General features: G+C 68.8%; 8 protein-coding genes. 3 read left to right on the top strand and 5 right to left on the bottom strand.

The window, feature by feature from the left end:
• Positions 1–39 precede the first annotated feature (39 nt).
• Both ACW7G2_RS01945 and ACW7G2_RS01940 read right to left on the bottom strand, forming a co-directional pair.
• Positions 40–8,655, bottom strand: a complete 8,616-nt coding sequence (locus ACW7G2_RS01945; protein ID WP_456972158.1) for a GH36-type glycosyl hydrolase domain-containing protein — start codon at positions 8,653–8,655, stop codon at positions 40–42.
• Complete coding sequence (locus tag ACW7G2_RS01940) at positions 8,652–12,545, bottom strand: GH36-type glycosyl hydrolase domain-containing protein (RefSeq protein WP_456972156.1); 3,894 nt, start codon at positions 12,543–12,545, stop codon at positions 8,652–8,654. The genes ACW7G2_RS01945 and ACW7G2_RS01940 overlap by 4 nt, the downstream gene beginning before the upstream one ends.
• A 105-nt stretch (positions 12,546–12,650) precedes the next feature.
• Between ACW7G2_RS01940 and ACW7G2_RS01935 the strand changes: the two genes are divergently transcribed.
• The 3 genes from ACW7G2_RS01935 to gnd are packed head-to-tail and all read left to right on the top strand — an operon-like array spanning position 12,651 to position 16,495.
• On the top strand, positions 12,651–14,054 hold the full coding sequence (locus tag ACW7G2_RS01935; protein ID WP_456972154.1) for a glucoamylase family protein: 1,404 nt from the start codon (positions 12,651–12,653) through the stop codon (positions 14,052–14,054).
• The gene (locus ACW7G2_RS01930; protein ID WP_456972152.1) at positions 14,054–15,556 is read left to right on the top strand and encodes a mercuric reductase; all 1,503 of its coding nucleotides are present in this window, start codon (positions 14,054–14,056) and stop codon (positions 15,554–15,556) included. The genes ACW7G2_RS01935 and ACW7G2_RS01930 overlap by 1 nt, the downstream gene beginning before the upstream one ends.
• A 33-nt stretch (positions 15,557–15,589) precedes the next feature.
• Positions 15,590–16,495 (top strand): phosphogluconate dehydrogenase (NAD(+)-dependent, decarboxylating), encoded by a 906-nt coding sequence (gene gnd / locus ACW7G2_RS01925; protein WP_456972150.1) that lies wholly within the window; start codon positions 15,590–15,592, stop codon positions 16,493–16,495.
• A 12-nt stretch (positions 16,496–16,507) separates the two neighbouring features.
• Here the strand turns inward: gnd and tkt are convergent, their stop codons facing one another.
• From tkt to pgi, 3 genes are all read right to left on the bottom strand, one after another.
• Complete coding sequence (tkt, locus tag ACW7G2_RS01920; RefSeq protein WP_456972148.1) at positions 16,508–18,580, bottom strand: transketolase; 2,073 nt, start codon at positions 18,578–18,580, stop codon at positions 16,508–16,510.
• 103 nt (positions 18,581–18,683) lie between these two features.
• Entirely contained in the window at positions 18,684–20,333 is a 1,650-nt protein-coding gene (gene pgm / locus ACW7G2_RS01915; RefSeq protein WP_456972146.1) for a phosphoglucomutase (alpha-D-glucose-1,6-bisphosphate-dependent), read from the bottom strand.
• Positions 20,333–22,003, bottom strand: a complete 1,671-nt coding sequence (gene pgi, locus ACW7G2_RS01910) for a glucose-6-phosphate isomerase (protein ID WP_456972144.1) — start codon at positions 22,001–22,003, stop codon at positions 20,333–20,335. The genes pgm and pgi overlap by 1 nt, the downstream gene beginning before the upstream one ends.
• Between the last annotated feature and the right edge of the window lie 11 nt (positions 22,004–22,014).

Here is a 22,014-nt window from a genome sequence, read left to right as displayed (position 1 = left end):
AACATGCACCCCGTGGCGTGAGGCGGGCGTGGCGGCCCGTTACTCCGGCTGCGGCAGCCACAGTTCCACAGCATGCTGCGCATGGTCGTCGCACAGCGGAACGGCCAGTCCGGGCTGCTCCATGCCGTCGACCAGCAATCGCGGCGGCATGCCTTTCCCGGCTTCCTGGCGCACGTGGATGAGGTAAACCGTGTCGCGGTAGCAATAGCGCACGCGGTAGCCGGGCCAGTCGGGCGGGATGCAGGGCGACAGCCGCAGGGTGTCGCCCTCGAGCCGCAGGCCCAGCAAGGATTCGACGACCAGCCGGTACATCCAGCCGGCCGAGCCGGTGTACCAGGTCCAGCCACCGCGGCCGACGTGCGGTTCGACCGCGTACACGTCGGCGGCGACCACGTAGGGTTCCACCTTGTAGGTCGCGATGCGTTCTGCGGTGTCGCCGTGGTGGATGGGGTTGATCATGCGGAACAGTTCCCACGCGCGCGCATGGTCGCCGAGCTCGGCGAAGGCCATGGTCGCCCACACCGCCGCGTGGGTGTACTGGCCGCCGTTCTCGCGCACGCCGGGCACGTAGCCGCGGATGTAGCCGGGGTCCTGCCCGGTCTTGTCGAATGGCGGGTCGAGCAGTTGCACCAGGCCTGCATCGCGCCGCACCAGGCGCTGGTCCAGCGATTCCATTGCCTGCCTTGCGCGCACCGGATCGGCAGCGCCCGACAGCACCGACCAGCTCTGCGAGATCGAGTCGATCGTGCACTCATCGCTCTGCGTCGAGCCCAGCGGCATTCCGTTGTCGAACCACGCGCGCCGGTACCACGCGCCATCCCAGGCATGGTCTTCCAGTGCCTGGCGCAGCTGCGTTGCGCGTTCGAGGCAGCGTTTGGCGAACAGCAGGTCGCCGCGGTCGCGCGCCAGTTTGTTGAAGCGGTTGAGCACCTCGTACAGGAAGAACCCCAGCCACACGCTCTCGCCACGACCGCCCTCCCCCACCCGGTTCATGCCGTCGTTCCAGTCGCCGGTGCCGATCAGCGGCAGGCCACGCTCTCCGAACAGGTCGAGCGCACGTTGCAGGCCGCGCACGCAGTGCTGGTACAGCGTTTCACGCAGACCTGAGCGCGAAGGCAGGTCGTAGTAGGACTCCTCATCCGGGTAGACAGGTCGACCTTCAACATAGGTCACGCGTTCGTTGAGTACGTCGCGGTCGCCGGTAGCTTCGACATAGCGGCAGGTGGCCAGCGGCAACCACAGATAGTCATCCGAACACCGCGTGCGCACGCCGCGATCCAGCGGCGGGTGCCACCAGTGCTGCACGTCGCCCTCCATGAATTGGTGCTCGGCGCACAGCAACAGGTGGTCGCGTGCGAGCTTCGGCTCGGCGTGCAGCATCGCCATGATGTCCTGCAGCTGGTCGCGGAAGCCGAACGCGCCGCCGGATTGGTAGTAGCCGCTGCGCGCGAAGTAACGGCAGCCGATGGTCTGGTAGAGCAACCAGCCGTTGGTGAGCAGGTCAACGGCCGGCTCGGGTGTTTCCACCTGTACCGCGCCAAGCGTGCGCAGCCAGCCGACACGCACCTCGTCGAGCGCGTCCCAGGCAGCATCGCGTCCCTGCGTCTCCTGCAGCGTCGCCAGCGCCTCGGCGCGCGTACGCCCCGCGCCGAGGCGGAATATCACGTCGCGCGACTGCCCGGGCGCCAGGTCCAGCGGCACCTGGATCGCGGCGCAGGGATCAAGTCCGGCACCAAGTCGCCCGGACAAGCGTTCGCGCGTCATCGCCGCCGGCGAGCGCAGACTGCCGTTGCGGCCAATGAACTCGTTGCGATCGCCGGTGACGCTGCGGCGCTCCTCCTCGCCGTGCCATCCCCCGGTTGCGATATCGGCGGCGAAAAAGGCGGCTCGGCGGCTGAATTCGGTGTTGTACGCATTGCGCGCCAGCACCGCATCGTGTTCCGTGACGGACTCGGTGACCACGTGCATCTGGGTGCGCGCGTGCAGATCGCCGAGGATCCATTCCACGTAGCCGGTGGCACTGAGCCGCCGCGTGCGCTCGCCGGTGTTGCGCACGCGCAGCACGCTGAACTTGACGGCCGCGTCGCTCGCCACGTAGACCCAGAGTTCGCTGGCGACGTCGTCCTGCTCGTGTTCGTAGACGCTGTAGCCGAAGCCATGCCGCACCCGGTACGCACCCTCGCCGCGTGATGGCAGCGGCGTCGGCGACCAGAACTGCCCGGTCTGCTCGTCGCGCAGGTAGAACGCTTCACCGTTGCTGTCTCCCACCGGATCGTTATGCCACGGCGTGAGGCGGAACTCGTGCGCGTTCTCGGCCCACGTGTAGCCGGTGCCGGATTCGCTCACCACGCAGCCAAACTGCGGGTTGGCGAGCACGTTCGACCACGGCGCAGGCGTGTTGCCGCCCGGCTGCAGGTCGATCACGTATTCGCGACCGTCGGCCGAGAAGGCGCCGATGCCGTTGCCTTCGCGCAGCGGCCCGGTACCCGGGTCAAAGGGCCACGGGTCGAGAGCCGTGTCCCCGCCGCGGCCGGTAATGGCGTGCTCGTCGGCCGTGGGCATAGGCATCAGGTCGTACTGGGTGAGCTGTGGCTGCAGTGGTGGCATCACCACCTCCTGCGGCGGCCGATGCGCAACCTGTTCGGCCAGCGTGCCGTGCGCGTCGCTCACGATCACCCGTGCCACCGATTGCAGCAGGATGCGATCCTCCTGCGGCAGCTGGTGTGCGGATCGGGCGAAAATACCGCCGGGGCGGTCGATCACGTTGGCTTCCACGCCGGCCGATATCAGACCCATGATCTGGTCGTGCAATTGCTGGCGATAGCCGCCCTGCTCGCCGTTCCAGATCACCAGGTCGACGGTCAGGCCCTTGAGCCGCCAGTACGCGTAGGCCTGCACCATCTGCCGCACCAGTTCGATGTTTTTCGCGTCATCGATCTGCACCAGCACGATCGGGTGGTCACCGGAGATCGCCTGCCCCCACAGCCCCGACTGGCCGCGGCGGTTCTGCAGCAGCACGGCCGGCTCTGCGCGCAGCGCCGGGTTCGCGTGCAGCACCAGCCCGGCCAGGCGTTCGTACAGCTGCGCGTCGGCCTGCGAGGCGTTGATCTGGCGCCGCACCACCTGGCTATGGGTCCAGGCCAGGTCGAACACGCGGTCGGCCAGCCTGCGGTCCCGGTATTTGTCTACCAGCACCCGACAATCATCGCGCGCGGCCGCGACGCCGGTAACCATGTCGATGGTCGCCGTCTGGTCCGGCGCCAGGGTGATCCGGGAGCGGATCGCGACAACCGGATCGAGCACCGAACCCTGGCTGTTGGACAATGGCGCCGGCTCGAGCACGGCGCGCGGTGCGCGCGCGTCGTGGCCGCGGCCGATGAAGCGTGACCGGTCGGTCTCGTAGGAAATTTCCACGATATCCGCGCCGTGCACCGCGACCAGATGGAACATCCACGGCGGCACTTCATCGTGCGCTCGCGGGCGTCGTGTGCACAGGATCGCCTGCCGTTCCGGCACCAGTTCGGTCTGCACGAACAGATTGCTGAAGGCCGGATGCAATTCGTCCGAGATCGCCGACGCCAGCACCACCTCGGCGTAGGTGGTGACTTCGATCGTGCGCGCCATGCGTGACTGGTTGGTCACGTGCAGCCGGCGTAGTTCGATGTCGTCCTCTGGCGACACGGCGATCTCCAGGTGGGTTTCAAACCCCTGTTTCCGGCCGCGGAACTCGGCCTTGGCGTCGGAGAAGATCGCCTCGTATCCGGACACCTCCACGGCCGTGGGCTGGTACGAAGCCGACCAGAACTCGCTGCTGTCCACGTCGCGCAGGTAGCACCAGCTCCCCCAGTGATCACGCGTGCCATCTTCGCGCCAGCGCGTCACCGCCATGTCGTGCAGGCGGCTGTAGCCGCCGCCGGCGCTGGTCAACATCACGTGGTAGCGGCCGTTGGACAGCATCTGGATCGCCGGCTGCGGCAAGGAGGCGTTGCGGAAGATGCGCAGGCGGGTTTCGGCGGGGTCGGACATCACCGACGCGCCGGCGACCTCGGTCGTGTGCGGATGGAAGGTACCGGTGCGCGGGATGCGCTCCTGCAGCAGCAGCAGCGTGGCCCTGAACTCGGGGTCGGCCACGAACCGGCGTTGCATCGGCTGGTCGTGGAGCAGGTAGTCAAGCGCCAGCAGCCCCATGCCCTGGTGGTGGGCCATGAACGAGCGCACCAGCGCGTGAGGCTGTCCGCGCGGCAATCGCGTCGGTGTGTAGTCGATCGCCTCGTACATGCCGTAGCGTCCTGCGAAGCCGGCGGCGGCCATCTGCTGCAGGTTCCGGCACGCCTCCCCGGGCGCGACCATCAACGCCATCATGCTGGCATAGGGCGCGATCACCAGATCCTGCGCCAACCCGCGTCGCAGGCCGAGTCCCGGCACGCCGAAGGCGTGGTACTGGTAATTCATGCGCGCGTCGACGGCGTTGTAGCCGGATTCGGAAATGCCCCAGGGCACGTCGCGCTGGCGCCCGTACTCGATCTGCCTGGCCACGCTCGCCTGAGCGGTCTGGTCAAGCAGCGAGCCCTCGTAGCTGGGCATCACCAGCTGCGGCATGAGGTACTCGAACATCGAGCCGCTCCACGACAGCAGCGCCGGGTCGCCACCGATGTCGGTCAGCAACCGGCTCAGCGCGAACCACGCGTCCTGCGGCAGCTGGCCCTGGGCAATGCCGATGAAGCTGGCCAGGCGGGCCTCGGACGCCAGCAGGTCGTAGAAGCCGGGGTCGCTGCGGTGTTCGTCGACGTTGTAACCGATGGTAAGCAGATGGCGGCTGCGGTCGTAGAGAAAATCGAGTTCGTTCTGCGCGCACTGGCCGGCGAGGTGGGCCAGGCGCTCGAACTCCGCGATGCGGGCTCTTGCGGTGGCCTGCACCTGCCCGTCCGGCGAGGTGCGCGAAAGTTCGCGCAAGGTCGGGATCGCCGACGTCGACAGCGTCGATGGCAACCATGCCAGTGCGGCGCTCGCGGCACGGCACTGCGCCAACAGTTTCCGTCCCCAGCACGACGCCTCCGTCGACACATCCGCATCGGAGCCCGCGCCGGCCGGTGGGTCGTGACCGGCCAGTGGTTCCGCCAGTGCCGTGAGTTCGGCAAGCGCAAGCACGGCTTCGCCGCAGGTGGCCGGCGGTACGGCGAGCAGCGCCTCGATCTTCCCGCGCAAGGCCTCGGGTACGCCGACGCCGGACTCTTCCAATACCCCTGCGGCATCGCCCAAGCCCTGCCAGGTAGCGGGCGCCAGTACCGCCGAATCGGGCTGTGCCAGCAGTCCCTGGCGCAGGGTGAGCAGATGTCCGGCGAGGTTGCCGCTGTCGACGGTAGACACGTACAGCGGCGGCAGCGGGCGCAGCGTTTCGGTGTCGTACCAGTTGTAGTAATGGCCGCGATGCCGCGGTAGCAGTTCCAGTGTCGCAAGGGTATTGCCGACGCGTTCGGCCATGGCACCGGCCTGCTGGTAGCCGAAGTCGTACGCGGACAGGTTGGCGAGCAGCGACAGGCCGATGTTGGTCGGGGACGTGCGCCGCGCAACCAGCAGCGTGCGATGCTCCTGGATGTTGTCGGGCGGCAGCCAATGGTCGGCGGCGGTCACGAAATCCTCGAAGTACGCCCACGTGCGCCGCGACAACCGGCCGAGGAACCTGCCCTGCTCCACCGACAGCCCGTGCGCCGCGCGCACGCGCGGCCGCCCGGTCCACCAGCTCAGCCAGGGTGACAGCAGCCACAGCCCGAGCAGCGGCGCGGCAACGGGCAGCGCCATCGGCTGCAGGCGGAAGAGCGCGGCCGCCACCCCCAGCGCGAACGCGGGCGCGAACCACATCGAACGCAATGACGCCGCCAGCCCGTCGCCGAGGGTCTTCTCGACTTCGCTGGAGGGACTCCATTGCAGCATGTGCCGGCGCGACACCAGCATCCGCCACAGTGTCCGCACGATGGCGTCGAGGCTGTAGAACGCCTCGTACGGCAGCAACGCCGCGCCCAGGATGATCCTCGCAAAATCGTGCCCCGCCGCCTGCATGCGATGCAGCAGGTGCGCGCGCAGCGGCAGTTCCTCCGGCTTGTCGAGCAGCGCGGTCAGTGCTGCCAGCAGCGGTGCGAGCAGCAGCGTCGACAGCACCCACAGCGTCCAGCGCAGCGGGTGAGGCGCAAGCATCCAGCCAAGCACGAACAGCGACACCGTCGCCACGGGCACGAGGCTGCGGCGCAGGTTGTCGAGCAGCTTGCCGCGCGAGAGCATCGACAGCGGGTTGCGTTCGCGGCGGCCTTCGCCGCCCGGCACCCACGGCAGCAGCCACGGCAACAATTGCCAGTCGCCGCGGATCCAGCGGTGCCGGCGCTTGACGTCAAGTGCGTAGCGCGACGGATAGTCCTCGTACAGCTGCACGTCGCTGATCAGTCCGGCACGGGCGTAGCAGCCTTCGAGCAGGTCGTGGCTGAGGACCCGGTTGTCGGGCAAGCGCGCGTCCAGCGCCTGCTCGAACGCCGCCACGTCATAGATGCCCTTGCCGACGAACGAACCCACGCCGAACAGGTCCTGGTACACGTCCGAAACGGTACGCGTGTACGGGTCGATTCCTGGCTCGCTGCCATAAAGGCGCACGTACCACGAACGGCGTTCACCATCCATGCGGGTGCCGACGCGCGGCTGCAGGATGCCGTAACCCCTTTCCACCACGCGCCGCTGCGGATCCAGCCGGGCCCGATTGAGCGGATGCGCAAGCGTGCCGACCAGTTCGCGCGCGGCGTCACGCGGCAGGTGGGTGTCGGTGTCGAGCGTGATCACGTAACGCACGCCGCGCAGCACGCCCGGCTCGCCGGCGATCATCGAGAACGCGCTGGCATCGCCTCCGTGCAACAGCGAATTGAGCGCGGCAAGCTTGCCGCGCTTGCGTTCGTGGCCCATCCATCTGTGTTCACGCGGGTTCCAGGTGCGCGGCCTGTGGAGGATGAAGAAGATATCGTCGCCGCCGCCGGCGTGGCGCCGGTTGAGCGCCTCAGTGTCGTTGCGCGCCGTCGCCAGCGCTTCAGCATCCTGCGGCAGTACCTGCTCGTCGGCGTCGAGGAAGTCCGTCAACAGGGCGAAGTGCAGGTTGCGGTCGCGGTTGGCGAGGAACCTCACCTCCAGGGCATCCATCAGCGGGCGCACCGTCGACGCGTCCCCGATCATGGTCGGCACCACTACCAGCGTGCGCACCTCGTTCGGGATACCCGCGGAGAAATCCAGTCGCGGCAGCGCCCGCGGCAACACCAGCAGCGTCGCGAACCAGTTGACCAGAACCACACCGAGCTCGCTGAAGGCAACTATGCACAGCACGCCCACCAGCCACAGCACATTGCGCGCGCCAAGGATCGCCTGCGCGTCCTGCACCAGCCCGAAGGTGAACAGCGCGATGATGCCGATGATCGGCAACAGATAGACCGGCAGCGGCACGTGTCGGGTTCCGCGGCGCAGCGAAGCCAACGGTCTGTCCCGCAGCGACAGCCTCCGTTCCAGCTGCGTGCGTCCGGCATCGATCAGGTAGTAACCCACGTGTGCGCTGCAGTCGCCGGTGCCCGCTTGTCCAGCGCCTGCGCGCGCCAGTTCGAGCACGGCTGATGCCACTTCGGTTTCGGGCAGTTTGCCGCGCCGGGCGATGTACTCGACCACGTGGCGGTAGCGGTCCCGGGTGGCGAAGTCCATCCGCCTGTAGGTGCCGTCGGGGTCGTCGCGCAACGTGGCCTCGACCATGCTCATTGATTCGACGAACTCGCGCCAGTCGGTCATCGCCAGCAGACGCAGGCTGCCGATGCTGTTGCTGATGGAAACCTGGTTGGCGGCCTGCTGCTGACTCTCGGCCCGCACCAGTTGCGCGATGCTCTGCTCGTGATCGGCCAGCCACTGTTCGATCCAGGTCAGCGGCAGGCCCAGCGCTGCGCCTTGCCCCTGCAGGCGGCGCACAATCTCGGCGACGAACGCACTGCTCGGCGGCGGTTGGGAACGCGCCATGTCGGCGATTACCAGCATCACGCTCTTGGGATCGGACTCTGCCACCGCCGAGAAGCGGTCGGCCCACGAGTCGGCAAGGTCGCGATCCATGCGGCCGGCGATCACCTGCACGCTGACCCGGCGCAAGTTCTCGATCAGCGCCAGCCGCAGCATGATCGGGATCGCCCATAACTCGCCGAGCGTGAGCGACGTGACTGACTGGTAGGCGACGATGAAGCGGTCCAGGCTCTCGACGTCGACGCGACCATCGCCGTGCGAAATCGCGTTGAGGGCGATGTCGTAGACCCGCGGGAGCTGATCGGACGGGCCACCTTGCAGCCGCGGCAGTTCGCGGCTGTAACCCTTGGGCAGGTGGCGTCGGGCGATGCGGACCTGTTCCTCGACCAGGTACAGGTTGTCGAGCAGCCAGTCGCCGGCAGGGGTCAGCCTGCGCTTGGCGTGCGCGGCCTCGCCGAGCAGCTTGCTGGCGCGTTCGATCACAGTCTCGTTGGCGCTCAGCCGCGCCAGCAGCAGGTCGCCGCCGCGGTGTCCGCTCAGCCGGTGCGCCTGTGCCAGCACGCGGCCGTGCTGCTCCATCTGTTCAGCACTGAACAGCTGCGCGCGCAGGGGTTGCTCGTGCGCCGCGATCAACGGCCGAACTCGATGGTCACGCGGTGCGATTGGCCGTCGTCGCGCAGCGGGATCAGGCAGGGATCAACGTCCAGGATCCCGCCGTCGAGTTCGCAGCGTGCGATGCCGCGGCATGCACCGTTCGGGTTGGCGACCTCGATCAGATAGCGGCTGCCGCCGTGGCGGTACTCGATCGAGAAGCCCGGCCACTCGCGTGGAATGCAGGGATCCAGGCGCAGATGCGCGCCCTGCAGGTGGAAGCCCAGGACCGCTTCCAGCCCCGCCCGGTACAGCCAGGCGCCGGAGCCGGTGTACCAGGTCCAGCCGCCGCGGCCGACGTGCGGCTCGACCGAGTACACGTCGGCAACCGCGACATAGGGCTCGACTTTGTAGCGGTCCACGCCTGCGGGCGTGGATGCATGGTGGACGGGATTGATCAGCGAGAACAGCTCGAATGCGCGGTCGCCGTCGCCCATCTTCGCGAAGGCGAAGATCGACCACAGCGCGCCGTGCGTGTACTGGCCGCCGTTCTCGCGCAGGCCCGGTGGATAGGCCTTGATGTAACCCGGGTCGTGGTCGGTGTGTCGGAACGGCGGGGTGAACAGCAGCGCGACCTTCTCGTCGCGCAGGATCAGCTGGCGGTCGACCTGCTCCATCGCCGACTTCGCATGCGTCGGATCGCCGCCACCGGCGATCACGCTCCACGACTGAGCAATGGTGTCGATGCGGCACTCGTCGCTTTCGTGCGAGCCGAGCGGCGTACCGTCGTCGTAGTAGCCGCGGCGATACCACTGGCCGTCCCAGCCGCCGGCATCCAGACCCTTGCGCACGGTGGCCGCGACATCTTCCCAGCGCGCTGCGCGCTCGTGCTCGCCGCGCGCCTTCGCGTATGGCGCGAACGCATCGATGGTGGCGCACAGGAACCAGCCCAGCCAGGAACTCTCGCCCCTGCCCTCCTCGCCGACACGGTTCATGCCGTCGTTCCAGTCGCCGGTGCCGAACAGCGGCAGGTCGTGCGTGCCCAGCGTGAGGCTCACGTCGATGGCGCGTGCGCAGTGTTCGTACAGACTGGCATCGCTGTCCGCGGTCGTGGGCCGGTAGTAGGCCTCGTCCTGCCCGGGCTCGAGCTGCGGGCCCTCGATGAAGGACTGGCGCGTATCGAGCACGTCGGTGTCGCCGGTGGCATCCATGTAGTGACAGGCGACGAACGGCAGCCACAGGCGGTCGTCGGTCATGCGCGTGCGAATGCCCTCGCCGCTCGGCGGCAGCCACCAGTGCTGCACGTCGCCCTGCTCGAACTGGCGGCCCGCGGCGCGCAGCAGCTGCGCGCGGGCTTCCCCGGGGCGCGCGATGCAGGTGGCCATCACGTCCTGCAGCTGGTCGCGGAAGCCGTAGGCGCCGCTGGCCTGGTAATACGCCGTGCGCGCCCAGACCCGGCAGCACAGCGCCTGGTAGAGCAGCCAGCGGTTGAGCAGCAGGTCCATCGCCCGGTCGGGCGTGTGCACCTGCACGGTGCCGAGGATGTCGTCCCACTGCGCGACGGCTGCCTGCAGGACGGCGTCGAGGTCCGCATCGCGGTAGCGGCGCACCAGCTCGCGCGCGGCGCCGGCGTCGGTCGCGTCGCCGAGCAGGAGCACGATCTCCTCTTCGCCGTCCACTGACAGTTCGAAGCGGGTTTGCAGCGCGCCGCAGGGATCCAGCCCGGCACCGGTGCGTCCGGACAGCGCTTCGCCCCCCTGGAGTGCCGCCGGCGCGGCCAGATCGCCCCGCCGGCCGAGGAATTCGAGGCGATCGCCGCTGTGCGCCTGCTGGCGGCCACGCAGGTCCATGAACGCCACGCGTTCGCCAAACTCCGCGCGCCAGGCGTTGCCGGCGAACAGCGCGCCGGTGTCCCTGTCCAGAGAGGTGGCGACGAACGGCGCCGGCTGCGAGCCGTTCGGCCCCAGCGCCCACTGCACGAAGGCGGTCACCGACAGCCTGCGCGTGCGCCCCGAGCGGTTGCGCAGCCGCAGGCGCGAGATCTTCAGGCCGTCGTCGACCGGCACGTACTGCAGCAGGTCGAGCTCGATGCCATGTTCGGCGTGCTCGAAGCGGCTGTAGCCGTGGCCGTGGCGCGCGACGTACTCGCCGTCGTCGCCGCAGCGGGGCAGCGCCGTGGCGGTGAACAGCCGGCCATCCTCGTCGTCACGCACGTAGAGCACTTCCTGCGGCGGATCGGAGACCGGATCGTTTGTCCACGGCGTGATCGGGTTGCGCTGGCTGTTGCGCGACCACGCGTAGCCACCGCCGGCCTCGGTGGCGGTGAAGCCGAAGTCCGGATTGGCGACGACGTTAAGCCATGGCATCGGCGGCAGCGCGCCGTTGCGGACGATGGTGACGTACTCGCGCCCGTCTTCGGCGAAGCCGCCGTGGCCGTTGAAGAACTCCAGGGACGCCTCGATGCCGCCGCCCGATTCGCGCGACGGCGACGCGGCGGCCGCAGTCGGCTGGCGGGCGGCATCGGGCGGCAGGTCTGTCCCTGTCGCGGCCGGCAGCGCATCGACCTGTGCCGCGAGGCCACCGTCGTGCTGGTCGAGGGCAATCGCGGCCGCCGTCGCCAGCCCGGCCTGCAGTGCGTCTGGCGCCTCGTCGGCGCGGAGTACAAACAGGTTCTGCCTGCCGCCCGGCGGCGGATTCCGCCTCGCGTGCCCCATGAAGCGATCCTGCAGCGCGTCGTACGCCGCCGCCGACCCGGCGACGGCCACAAGGTCGGCCTCGAGACCGTACGCGCGCCAATACGCCTCGGCGCGCAGGACGTCATCCGCGAGCGCCAGCCCGGTCTCGTCGGTGATGTGCAGCAGCACGATCGGGCGATCGCCGGAAATCCCGCCGGCCCAGAGCGTGGGCGCGCCGCCCTCCCCCTTCCCCAGCGCCGCGGGCGCGGTGCGCAGCGTCGGATCCGGGTACAGCAGCGCGGCCGCGAGACGCTGGAAGCGCCGCGCCTGCGCCGCATCCAGGCCCAGGCGCGACAGCAGCGCGTGCGCACGCTTCGACGCCTCCCCGGACGCCTGCGCGAAGGCATCCGCGCCGCGGAGCCGATCGACCAGCGCGAGCGCCTCGCCGCGGCCAGCGGCCGCCACCGTCCACAGCTGCAGCGTGGCGGTTTCCCCGGGCGCGATGCGCACCCGGCGCCGCAGGCTGAACACCGGATCAAGCACGGTGCCGACCGTGCCCGAAAGCGTCTCTGATTCGAGCGCCGCCGGGGCGTGCGCGTCGCGGCCGCGGCCGATGAAGCGCGCACGGTCGGTCTCCCACTGCGGTTCGCCGCCGTCGTCGCCTTCGACCTGCAGCCACTGCGCGGCGCAGATCGACGGATCGCCTGGCGTGCGCACGCGACGCGTGGCAAGCAGCACGAGACGGTCGGCCAACCACTCGGTGCGCACGAACATCTTCGAAAACGCGGGGTGCGCGGCATCGCCCTGCTGCGGCGCAAGCACCAGTTCGGCGTGGCTGGTCAGTTCGATGATGCGCTCGCGGTCGCCGCTGTTGCGCAGGCGGACGCACCGGACCTCCGCATCGGCATTGCCGGCGACGACGACCTCGGTGGTGGTTTCGATGTCGCCGTCACGGCGGCGGATGCCCGCGCGGCCATCGGTGAATTCCAGCGCGTAGGTATCGGGCACGGCCGCGGTGGGCTGCAGCCCGGCCGACCAGGACGCGCCGCTGTCGACGTCACGCAGGTAGAGCCAGCAGCCGTGGTTGTCGCCGGTCGGATCGGCGCGCCATCGGGTGATCGCGCAGTTTCCGAGATGGCTGTAGCCGGAGCCGGCGGCGGTCAGCATCACGGTGTAGCGCCCGTTCGACAGCAGCTGCAGTCGGGGCGCCTGAAGGAGGAGGCCGGGCGGCGTGCTTCCGGATGCGTGGTCTTGCATGGAACGAGGACTCCGGAAGGTGTCTGCCCCTTATTGCACGTTGGCGGTCACGGCGGGGTCAACGTCATGACCTGCTAACACCGCGGACCCTAGACTGCAGCCAACGTGCCAAAGACGATACAAAACAGCATCGCCGAGGCCGCTGTGGACGACACCGCGGCCACGGTCGGCGACCGCGTGCGCGGCCCGACGCCGCCCCCGTCCAAAGCCGGCGAACCCTTGCTGGACCGCTACCAGCGCACCGCCTTCGGCTACTTCCTGCGGCACCGCAATCCGGTCAACGGTCTGTACGCCGACACCTCCCGCGAATGGTCGCCGGTCAGCATCGCGGTCGTCGGGTTCGCGCTGTCCACCTACCCGGTCGCGGTCGAACGCGGCTGGATCGGGCGGGCCGAAGCGGTCGAACATTGCGCCGACGCGCTGCGCTTCTTCCGCGACAGCAACCAGGACGGCAGTCCCGGTTCCACGGGACACAAGGGCTTCTACTTCCACTTCCTCGACTGCGACACCGGCACCCGCGTCTGGCGCTGCGAGCTGTCGATGATCGACACTGCACTGCTGATCATCGGGGCGCTCATGGCCAGCCGTTACTTCGATGCCGACACGCCCGACGAGACGGAGCTGCGCGCCATTGCCGATGAACTGTACCGCCGCATCGATTGGCGCTGGGCGCAAAACGGCGGCGAAACGATCATGCAGGGCTGGAAGCCCGAGTGCGGCTTCCTTCACTACGGCTGGGAAGGCTACAGCGAGGCGATCGTGCTGTACGTGCTTGCCCTGGGTTCGCCCACCCACCCGATCGGCGAGGACTGCTACCGGGCCTGGACCAGCACCTACCAGTGGGAGAATCTCTACGGCCACGGCTTCCTGTACGCCGGCCCGCTGTTCATCCACCAGTTCTCGCACGCGTGGATCGACTTCCGCGGCATCCGCGACAGCTTCATGCGCCAGAAGGCCTGCGACTATTTCGAGAACAGCCGTCGCGCCATCCATGTGCAGCGCGCCTACGCCTGCATCAACCCGCGCGGCCACCGGGGCTACGGGCAGGATTGCTGGGGCCTGAGCGCCTGCGAGGGGCCGACCGACGAAGTACAGGGAGTGGAGGCGGAGCCGCGACACCTGTTCGGCTATGCCGCGCGCGGCGTGCCCTACGGGCCGGACGACGGCACCCTGTCGCCGCCGGCGGTGCTGGCGAGCGTGCCGTTCGAACCGGAACTTGCGCTCGAGGCCATCGGCACGATGTGCCGACGCCATCCGGAGATCGTCCACGAACACGGCTTCACCAGCGGCTTCAACGCCGACCTGCGCGACAAGGCCGGAAAGGCATGGGTATCGCCCGGCCTGTTCGGGCTCGACCAGGGCATCATCGTGTTGATGCTGGAAAACCATCGGACCGGCCTGCCCTGGGCGCTGATGCGCCGCTGCCGGTACGTGGTCGACGGGCTGCGCCGGGCGGGCTTCGAAGGCGGCTGGCTCGATGTCGCCGCGTGCGACGGGGAGCGAGGCTGATGCACCACCGCGACTCCGGCATCGGCATCGGCACCGTGGTCGACCCGTTCGTCCGTGACGAACTGCGCGACAATCTGCGCCCGGCCCGATGGCGCAATCCCGAGCCGGCCGATCGCTACGGGCTGGTCGTCGTCGGCGCTGGCGCCGCCGGCCTGGCGGCCGCGCAGGATGCTGCCGCCACCGGCGCGCGCGTTGCGCTGGTGGAGCGCGACCTGCTCGGCGGTGACCGGCTCAGCTTCGGCTGCCAGCCCTCCAAGGCCCTGGTACGCACCGCTCGTGTGTACGCGGAAATGCGCGATGCCCGGAAATACGGCGCCATCGTACCGCCACGGGTCGAGGTGGATTTCCACGCCGCGATGGAGCGCGTGCTGCGACTGCGCGCGCGCATGAGCCGCGCCAGCTCGCCGCGGATGCTGCGCGATGCCGGCATCGACCTGTTCTTCGGCCATGCCATGTTCAAGGCCCCGGACCGGTTGGAGCTGGACGGCGTGCAGCTGCGGTTCGACAAGGCGTTGATCGCGACCGGTGCCGAGCCCGACGTGCCCGACATCCCCGGCCTGCGCGACGTGGGCTATCTGACCAACGAAACGATCTTCGGCATCGCCGCCCTGCCCCGGCGACTGCTGGTCATCGGCGGCGGCCCCCTGGGCTGCGAACTGGCGCAGGTGTTTCGCCGCTTCGGCAGCCGCGTGATCATCGTCCAGAACATGCCGCTGTTCCTGCCCCACGAAGAGCGCGATGCGGCGCAGATCCTGTCGGTGGCGTTCGCTCGCGACGGGATCGAGGTGCGCCTGAATACCGAGGTGACCGCCGTGCGTCGCGTCGGCGACGGGATCCACGCCGACCTGCGCACCGACGACTACGTGACAAGCGTGGTTGCCGATGCCGTGCTGGTCGGCACCGGGCGGCTGCCGCGCATCCACGACATGGGCCTGGAGGCGGCGGGTGTTGGACATGATGCGGTCGAGGGCATCCGGGTGGACGATCACCTGTGCACGGCAAACCCCGCGATTTACGCGGCCGGTGATGTCTGCATGGCCCACCGTTTCACCCATGTCGCCGTGGCCACCGGGCGCATGGCGGTGGCCAATGCCCTGCGCGGTGAACGGCAGCGCCTGGGCGAGCTGGTGATTCCGTGGTGTACGTACACCGATCCGGAGATCGCACACGTGGGCCTGTACGTACGCGAGGCAATGCTCCGCGGAATCCCCATCTCCAGCAGCACGATCCCGCTGCACGCAGTGGACCGGGCGGTACTCGACGGCGACGAGATCGGCTTCATCAAGCTGCACGTCGCCGACGGCTCCGACCGCATCCTGGGAGCGACAATCGTGTCCCGCCGCGCCGGCGAACTGATCGGGCAGGTTACCCAGGCGATGGTCAACGGCACCGGCGTGCGCGGGCTGGCGCGGGTCATCCACCCTTACCCTACCGAGTCGTCCGCGATCGGCGCGGCGGCGCGGGCCTGGTGTCTCGAACATCCTGTGTCGCCAGGGGCGTGACGAACAACGCGGTTTCACAACGAGGAAGAAGACATGGAACTTGGCATGATCGGCTTGGGCAAGATGGGCGCGAACATGGCGCAGCGCCTGGTGCGCGGCGGCCATCGCGTGGTCGGTTTCGACCCGAAACCCGAGGCGCGTTTACTGGCCGAAGGCTTTGGCGCGGAGTCGGCCGCCTCGCTGGAGGCGCTCGTCGGCAAGCTGTCGTCGCCACGCGTAGTCTGGATGATGGTGCCGGCGGGGGCCATCACCGGCGGCACAGTCGATGCGCTCGCCAAGCTGCTGGCGGCAGGGGACACCATCGTCGACGGCGGCAATTCCAACTACAAGGAAACCGTGGATCGCGCCCGGGCCGTCGCCGGCAAAGGCCTGCACTACGTCGATTGCGGCACCAGCGGCGGCGTGTGGGGGCTGGCCGAGGGCTACAGCATGATGGTCGGCGGCGAAGCCGATGCGGTCGAGCGCCTGCGCCCGGTGTTCGAGACGCTGGCGCCGGGCAAGGACCAGGGCTGGGGCCACGTCGGGCCGTCCGGGTCGGGGCACTTCACCAAGATGGTCCACAACGGCATCGAGTACGGACTGATGCAGGCCTATGCGGAAGGCTTCTCGATCCTCGGGCACAAGCAGGAATTCGACCTCGACCTGCACCAGGTGGCCGAGATCTGGCGCACTGGCAGCGTCGTGCGCTCCTGGCTGCTGGACCTGACCGCCAACGCGCTGGGCAAGAATCCGACGATGGACGGCATTGCGCCGTTCGTGCCCGACTCGGGCGAAGGCCGCTGGACCGTGGCCGAGGCGATCGACCTCAACGTACCGGCGCCGGTGATCACCCAGTCCCTGATCGCCCGCCTGCGCTCGCGCGACGGCGAATCGTTCGCCGACCGGCTGCTGTCGGCGATGCGCAACGAGTTCGGTGGGCATGCGATGAAGAAGGAATAGGCGCACCCGCCATCAGCTTGCCTCCGTTCCGAGCAGCGCACGGGCGCGTGCGCAGACGTTTTCGACGGTGAAACCGTAGCGTTCCAGCATCTCGCTTCCTGGCGCCGAAGCGCCGAAGCGGTCGACGCCGAGCACGTCGCCGTGGTCGCCGACGTAGCGGTGCCAGCCCTGCGGCGACCCCGCTTCCACCGCCAGTCGCGCAGGCACGGACGACGGCAGCACGGATTCACGGAATTCCTGCGGCTGTTCGTCGAACAGCTCCCAGCACGGCATTGAGACCGCACGCGCGGCGATACCTTCGTCCTGCAGTTTCTCCACGGCCGCCAGCGCGAGGCCGGTTTCCGCGCCGGTGCCAATCACGATGACGTCGGGCTTTCCACCTTCCGCATCGAGCAGTACATAGGCGCCCTTGCGCAGGCCATCGGCCGATGCGTACTTGTCCCGGTCGAGCGTGGACACCTTTTGCCGCGACAGCGCCAGCGCGACCGGCCGGTCGCGTGCTTCGATGGCCACGCGCCAGGCGACGGCCGTTTCGTTTGCATCCGCGGGCCGGATCACCAGCAGCCCCGGCACCGAACGCAGGCCTGCAAGTTGCTCCACCGGCTGGTGCGTCGGCCCGTCTTCGCCCAGCGCGATGCTGTCGTGGGTGAACACGTGCACCACGTGCAGGCGCATCAGCGCGGCCAGGCGCATCGGCGGACGCATGTAGTCGGAGAAGATCAGGAAGGTCGCGTCGTAGGGAATGATGCCGCCGTGCGCGGCCATGCCGTTGCAGATCGCGCCCATCGCGTGCTCGCGCACGCCGAAATGCAGGTTGCGGCCGGCATAGCTCCAGCCGCCGCCGGTCGAGCCCTGTTCGTCCTCGCCCGGCGTGGCGCGCGGGTCGAAATCGCCCAGGCCTTTCACCGCGGTGTAGGTCGAGGGATCGAGGTCCGCGGAGCCGCCGGTCAGCGCCGGCAGCTTCGGCGCGATCGCCGACAGCACCTTGCCGCCGGCCTCGCGCGTGGCCATGCCCTTCGCGTCCGCGGTGAACACCGGAATGTCCGCGTCCCAGCCCTCGGGCAACTTCGCCTCGAGGCTGGTGCGGAGCTCGCGCGCTTCATCGGCAAATGCCTCGGCATAGGCATCGAAACGCTGCTGCCACGCATCCTCTTCGCGCTTGCCGCGGTCGAGCGCGGAGCGGTACTGCGCCATCGCGTCGTCGGGCAGCAGGAACGCCGGCTGCTCGGGCCAGCCGAGCTTGCACTTGGTCGCCGCCACGCCCTCCTCGCCCAGCGGCGAGCCGTGCGCCTTGTAGCTGTCCTGCTCCGGCGAGCCGAAGCCGATGTGGGTGCGCACCAGCACCAGCGACGGCCGTGTGATCTCGTCGTGCGCCCGCTGCAGGGCCCGTTCGATCGCGGCCACGTCGTTGCCGTCGTCCACGGTTTCCACGTGCCAGTCGTAGGCGGCGAAGCGCGCGGCGCAATCCTCGGTGAAGGTGATGTCGGTGCCGGCGGCCAGGGTCACGCTGTTGTCGTCGTAGAGCACGTTGAGCTTGCCCAGCTTCAGGTGCCCGGCAAGCGATGCGGCCTCGGAGCTGACGCCTTCCATCAGATCGCCGTCGCTGGCGATGACCCAGGTGCGGTGGTCGACGACGACGTGGCCCGCGCGGTTGTAGCGCGCCGCCAGCTGCGCCTCGGCCATCGCCATGCCCACGGCGTTGGCGAAGCCCTGCCCCAGCGGCCCGGTGGTGACTTCCACGCCCGGCGTGTGGCCGCGCTCGGGGTGCCCCGGCGCCTTGCTGCCCCACTGCCGGAACTGCTTGATCTCGTCGAGCGTCAGGTCGTAGCCGGTGACGTGCAGCAGGCTGTACAGCAGCGCCGAGCCGTGGCCGGCCGAGAGCACGAAGCGGTCGCGGTCGGTCCACAGTGGATTGGCCGGGTTGTGTTTCAGGAAGTGCTGCCACAGCACGTAGGCCATCGGCGCGGCGCCGAGCGGCAGGCCCGGGTGGCCGCTGTCGGCCTTCTCCACCATGTCGACGCAAAGGAAGCGCAGCGTGTCGATGCAACGCTGGTCGAGGGATGCGGATGCCTTGTCTGGTGCCATGATCCTGCTCCGGTGACTGGGTGGGAGCGGCCATGGCCGCGATGGCCTGCCTTGCGAACTGCATCGCGGCCATGGCCGCTCCCACAGGGGGATGCGGGTGTCTTCAGCTTTCGGCGAGCGCGGCGTCGACGATGCCCTGCGCCTCGGCGAGGATCGCCTGCAGGTGGTCGGGGCTCTCGAAGCTCTCGCCGTAGATCTTGTAGATGTCTTCGGTGCCCGACGGCCGCGCTGCAAACCAGCCGCTGTCGGCGACGACCTTGATGCCGCCGATCAGCGCGCCGTTGCCCGGCGCCTTGTCCAGTACCTGGCGGATGTCGGCGCCCGCGAGCTTGTCGGCCTTCAGCTGCGCGGGCGAGAGCTTGCCCAGCAGCTCCTTCTGCTGCGCGCTGGCCGGTGCCTCAACGCGGTCAAAGAAGACCTCGCCGAGGGCCTCGCACAGCCCGCGGTAGTGTTCGGCCGGGTCGTGCCCGTGGCGCGCGGTGAGTTCGGCGGCGAACAGCGCCGGCGCGATGCCGTCCTTGTCGGTGGTCCAGACCGTGCCGTCGCGGCGCAGGAAGCTGGCGCCCGCACTTTCCTCGCCGCCCAGGCCCAGCGAACCGTCGAACAGGCCGTCGGCGAACCATTTGAAGCCCACCGGCGTTTCGTACAGCCTGCGCCCGAGTCGCTTGGCGACGCGGTCGATCATGCTGCTGCTGACCACGGTCTTGCCCACAGCGGCGTTCGCGCCCCACAGCGGGCGGTGGCGAAACAGGTCGTCGACCATCGCCGCCATGTAGTGATTCGACGGCAGCAATCCGGCTTTTGTCACCACGCCGTGGCGGTCGTGGTCGGTATCGCAGGCGAAGGCGACGTCGTAGCGGTCCTTCATTCCGATCAGCCGCTGCATCGCGTACGACGAGGACGGGTCCATGCGGATCTGCCCGTCCCAGTCCAGGGTCATGAAGGCGAACGTGGGGTCGACCTGCTCGCTGACGACATCGAGATCCAGCCGATAGCGCTCGGCGATGCGCGCCCAATAGTGCACGCCGGCACCGCCCAGCGGATCGACGCCCATGCGCACGCCGGAAGCGCGGATCAGGTCGAAGTCGAGCACGTTGCCCAGGTCGGCGACGTAGTGATCGAGGAAATCGTGTTCGCGCGTGGTCGCCGCGTGGCGCGCCTGCGCCAGCGGCACGCGCGCCACGCCCTTGAGGCCGGCTTCAAGCAGCGCGTTGGCGCGGTCCTGCACCTGGCGGGTGATCGTAGTGTCGGCCGGCCCACCGTTGGCGGAGTTGTACTTGAAGCCACCATCGCCGGGTGGATTGTGCGAAGGCGTGACCACGATACCGTCGGCCAGGCCCGAGTCGCGGTCGCGGTTGTGGATCAGGATTGCGTGCGAAACCGCGGGCGTCGGCGTGAACTCGTCGCCCTGCGAGATCCGCACCTCCACGCCGTTGGCGGCCAGCACCTGCAGGGCGCTGTCGCGCGCGGGTGCGGACAACGCGTGGGTGTCGATGCCGAGGAACAGCGGCCCGTCGACGCCCTGCGTCTTGCGGTATTCGCAGATCGCCTGGGTGATGGCGAGCACATGGTGCTCGTTGAAACTGCCGTCCAGCGAACTGCCGCGGTGGCCGGAGGTACCAAACGCCACGCGCTGCGCGGCGACCGACGGATCCGGCTTCACGTCGAAATAGGCGGTAAGCAGCTTGTCGATGTCGACGAGCTGCGCGGGCTGCGCCGGCTTGCCGGCCATCGGGCTGACGTTCGTCCCCATCAGCGCACGCCCCGCTGTTCGCGGTAGCGCCGGATCAACGCGTTGGTGGAACTGTCGTGGCGGAGTTCTGGAAGAGAAGCGGCGGCGAGCTCGCCGGCAGTCTGCTTCGCCAGCACCTTGCCCAGTTCCACGCCCCACTGGTCGAACGAGTCGATGTTCCAGACCACACCCTGCACAAACACGCTGTGCTCGTACAGTGCTACCAGCGCGCCGAGCGCATGCGGCGTGAGCTTCTGCGCCAGGATCGTTGAGCTTGGCCGGTTGCCCTCGAAGGTCTTGTGCGGCACCAGCGTCTCGGCCACGCCCTCCGCGCGCACCGCGTCGGCGAGCTTGCCGAACGCCAGCGCCTCGCCCTGCGCGAACAGGTTGGCCATCAGCAGGTCGTGCTGGTCGCGCAGGGGGCTGAGTGATTCGCAGAAGCCGATGAAATCGCACGGCACCAGCCGCGTGCCCTGGTGGATCAGCTGGTAGAACGAATGCTGGCCGTTGGTGCCCGGCTCGCCCCAGTACACGGGGCCGGTCTGGTAGTCGATGCGACGTCCGCCGAGGGTCACCGACTTGCCGTTGCTCTCCATCGTCAGCTGCTGCAGGTAGGCCGGAAAGCGCTTGAGGTACTGCGCGTACGGCAGCACGGCTACGGTCTCCGCGCCGAGGAAGTTGGTGTTCCAGATCGCTACCAGCGCCATCAGCACCGGCAGGTTGCGTTCAAGCGGCGTGTCGCGGAAATGCACGTCCATGGCGTGGAAGCCCGCGAGCATGTCGCGGAAGTGGTTCGGGCCGATCGCGATCATGGTCGACAGGCCAATTGCCGAATCCATCGAGTAACGGCCGCCGACCCAGTCCCATAAACCGAACATGTTGTCGGTGTCGATGCCGAAGTCGCGCACGCCGTCGGCGTTGGTGGACACGGCCACGAAGTGCTTCGCGACGACCCCGCTCCTGTCGGCATGCGCGTCGCCGCCCAGTCCATCCAGGCACCAGCGGCGCGCGGCGTGCGCATTGGTCAGCGTCTCGAGCGTGGTGAACGTCTTGGAGCAGACGATGAACAACGTCTCTGCCGGATCAAGGCCGCGCACGGCCTCGGTGAAGTCGGTGCCGTCGACGTTGGAGACGAACGCAAAGTGAATCTCGCGCGTGCTGAAATCGCGCAGCGCCTCGTACGCCATCACCGGGCCCAGATCGGAGCCGCCGATGCCGATGCTGACCACGTTGCGGATGCGCTGGCCGGAGTGGCCGGTCCATTGCCCGTCGCGCACGCGGTCGGCGAAGGCCGCCATGCGGTCGAGCACTTCGTGCACCTGCGCGATCACGTCGACGCCGTCGACCTCCAGGCGCTCGTCCTTGGGCATGCGCAGCGCCACGTGCAGCACCGAGCGGTCCTCGGTGCGATTGATGCGCTCGCCGGCAAACATCGCCGCGGTGCGTGCCTGCACTCCGCAGGCTTCGGTCAGTTCCAGCAGCAGGCGCAGGGTGTCTTCATCGACGCGCTGCTTGGAGTAGTCCAGGTACAGGCCGGCGCCTTCGGCACTGAGCCGCTGTCCGCGCGCGGGGTCGGCGGCGAACAGTTCGCGCAGGTGCGTGCCGACAAAGGCTTTCGCGTGCTCGGCCAACGCCGTCCACTGCGGACGCTGCGTCAGGGAAACCGGGCGATCCGTGGCAGGCGTGTCCATGGACATCTTGC

It is taken from the genome of Luteimonas sp. A277 (assembly GCF_054052045.1).
Note: the sequence above shows the minus strand (reverse complement) of the source record. Positions and strands in the feature narration are given on the sequence as shown.

Coding starts and splice junctions, on each gene's coding strand:
- tkt (WP_456972148.1), bottom strand. CDS start 18,580: ATGGCACCAGACAAGGCATCCGCATCCCTCGACCAGCGTTGCATCGAC.
- pgi (WP_456972144.1), bottom strand. CDS start 22,003: ATGGACACGCCTGCCACGGATCGCCCGGTTTCCCTGACGCAGCGTCCG.
- pgm (WP_456972146.1), bottom strand. CDS start 20,333: ATGGGGACGAACGTCAGCCCGATGGCCGGCAAGCCGGCGCAGCCCGCG.
- gnd (WP_456972150.1), top strand. CDS start 15,590: ATGGAACTTGGCATGATCGGCTTGGGCAAGATGGGCGCGAACATGGCG.
- ACW7G2_RS01930 (WP_456972152.1), top strand. CDS start 14,054: ATGCACCACCGCGACTCCGGCATCGGCATCGGCACCGTGGTCGACCCG.
- ACW7G2_RS01940 (WP_456972156.1), bottom strand. CDS start 12,545: ATGCAAGACCACGCATCCGGAAGCACGCCGCCCGGCCTCCTCCTTCAG.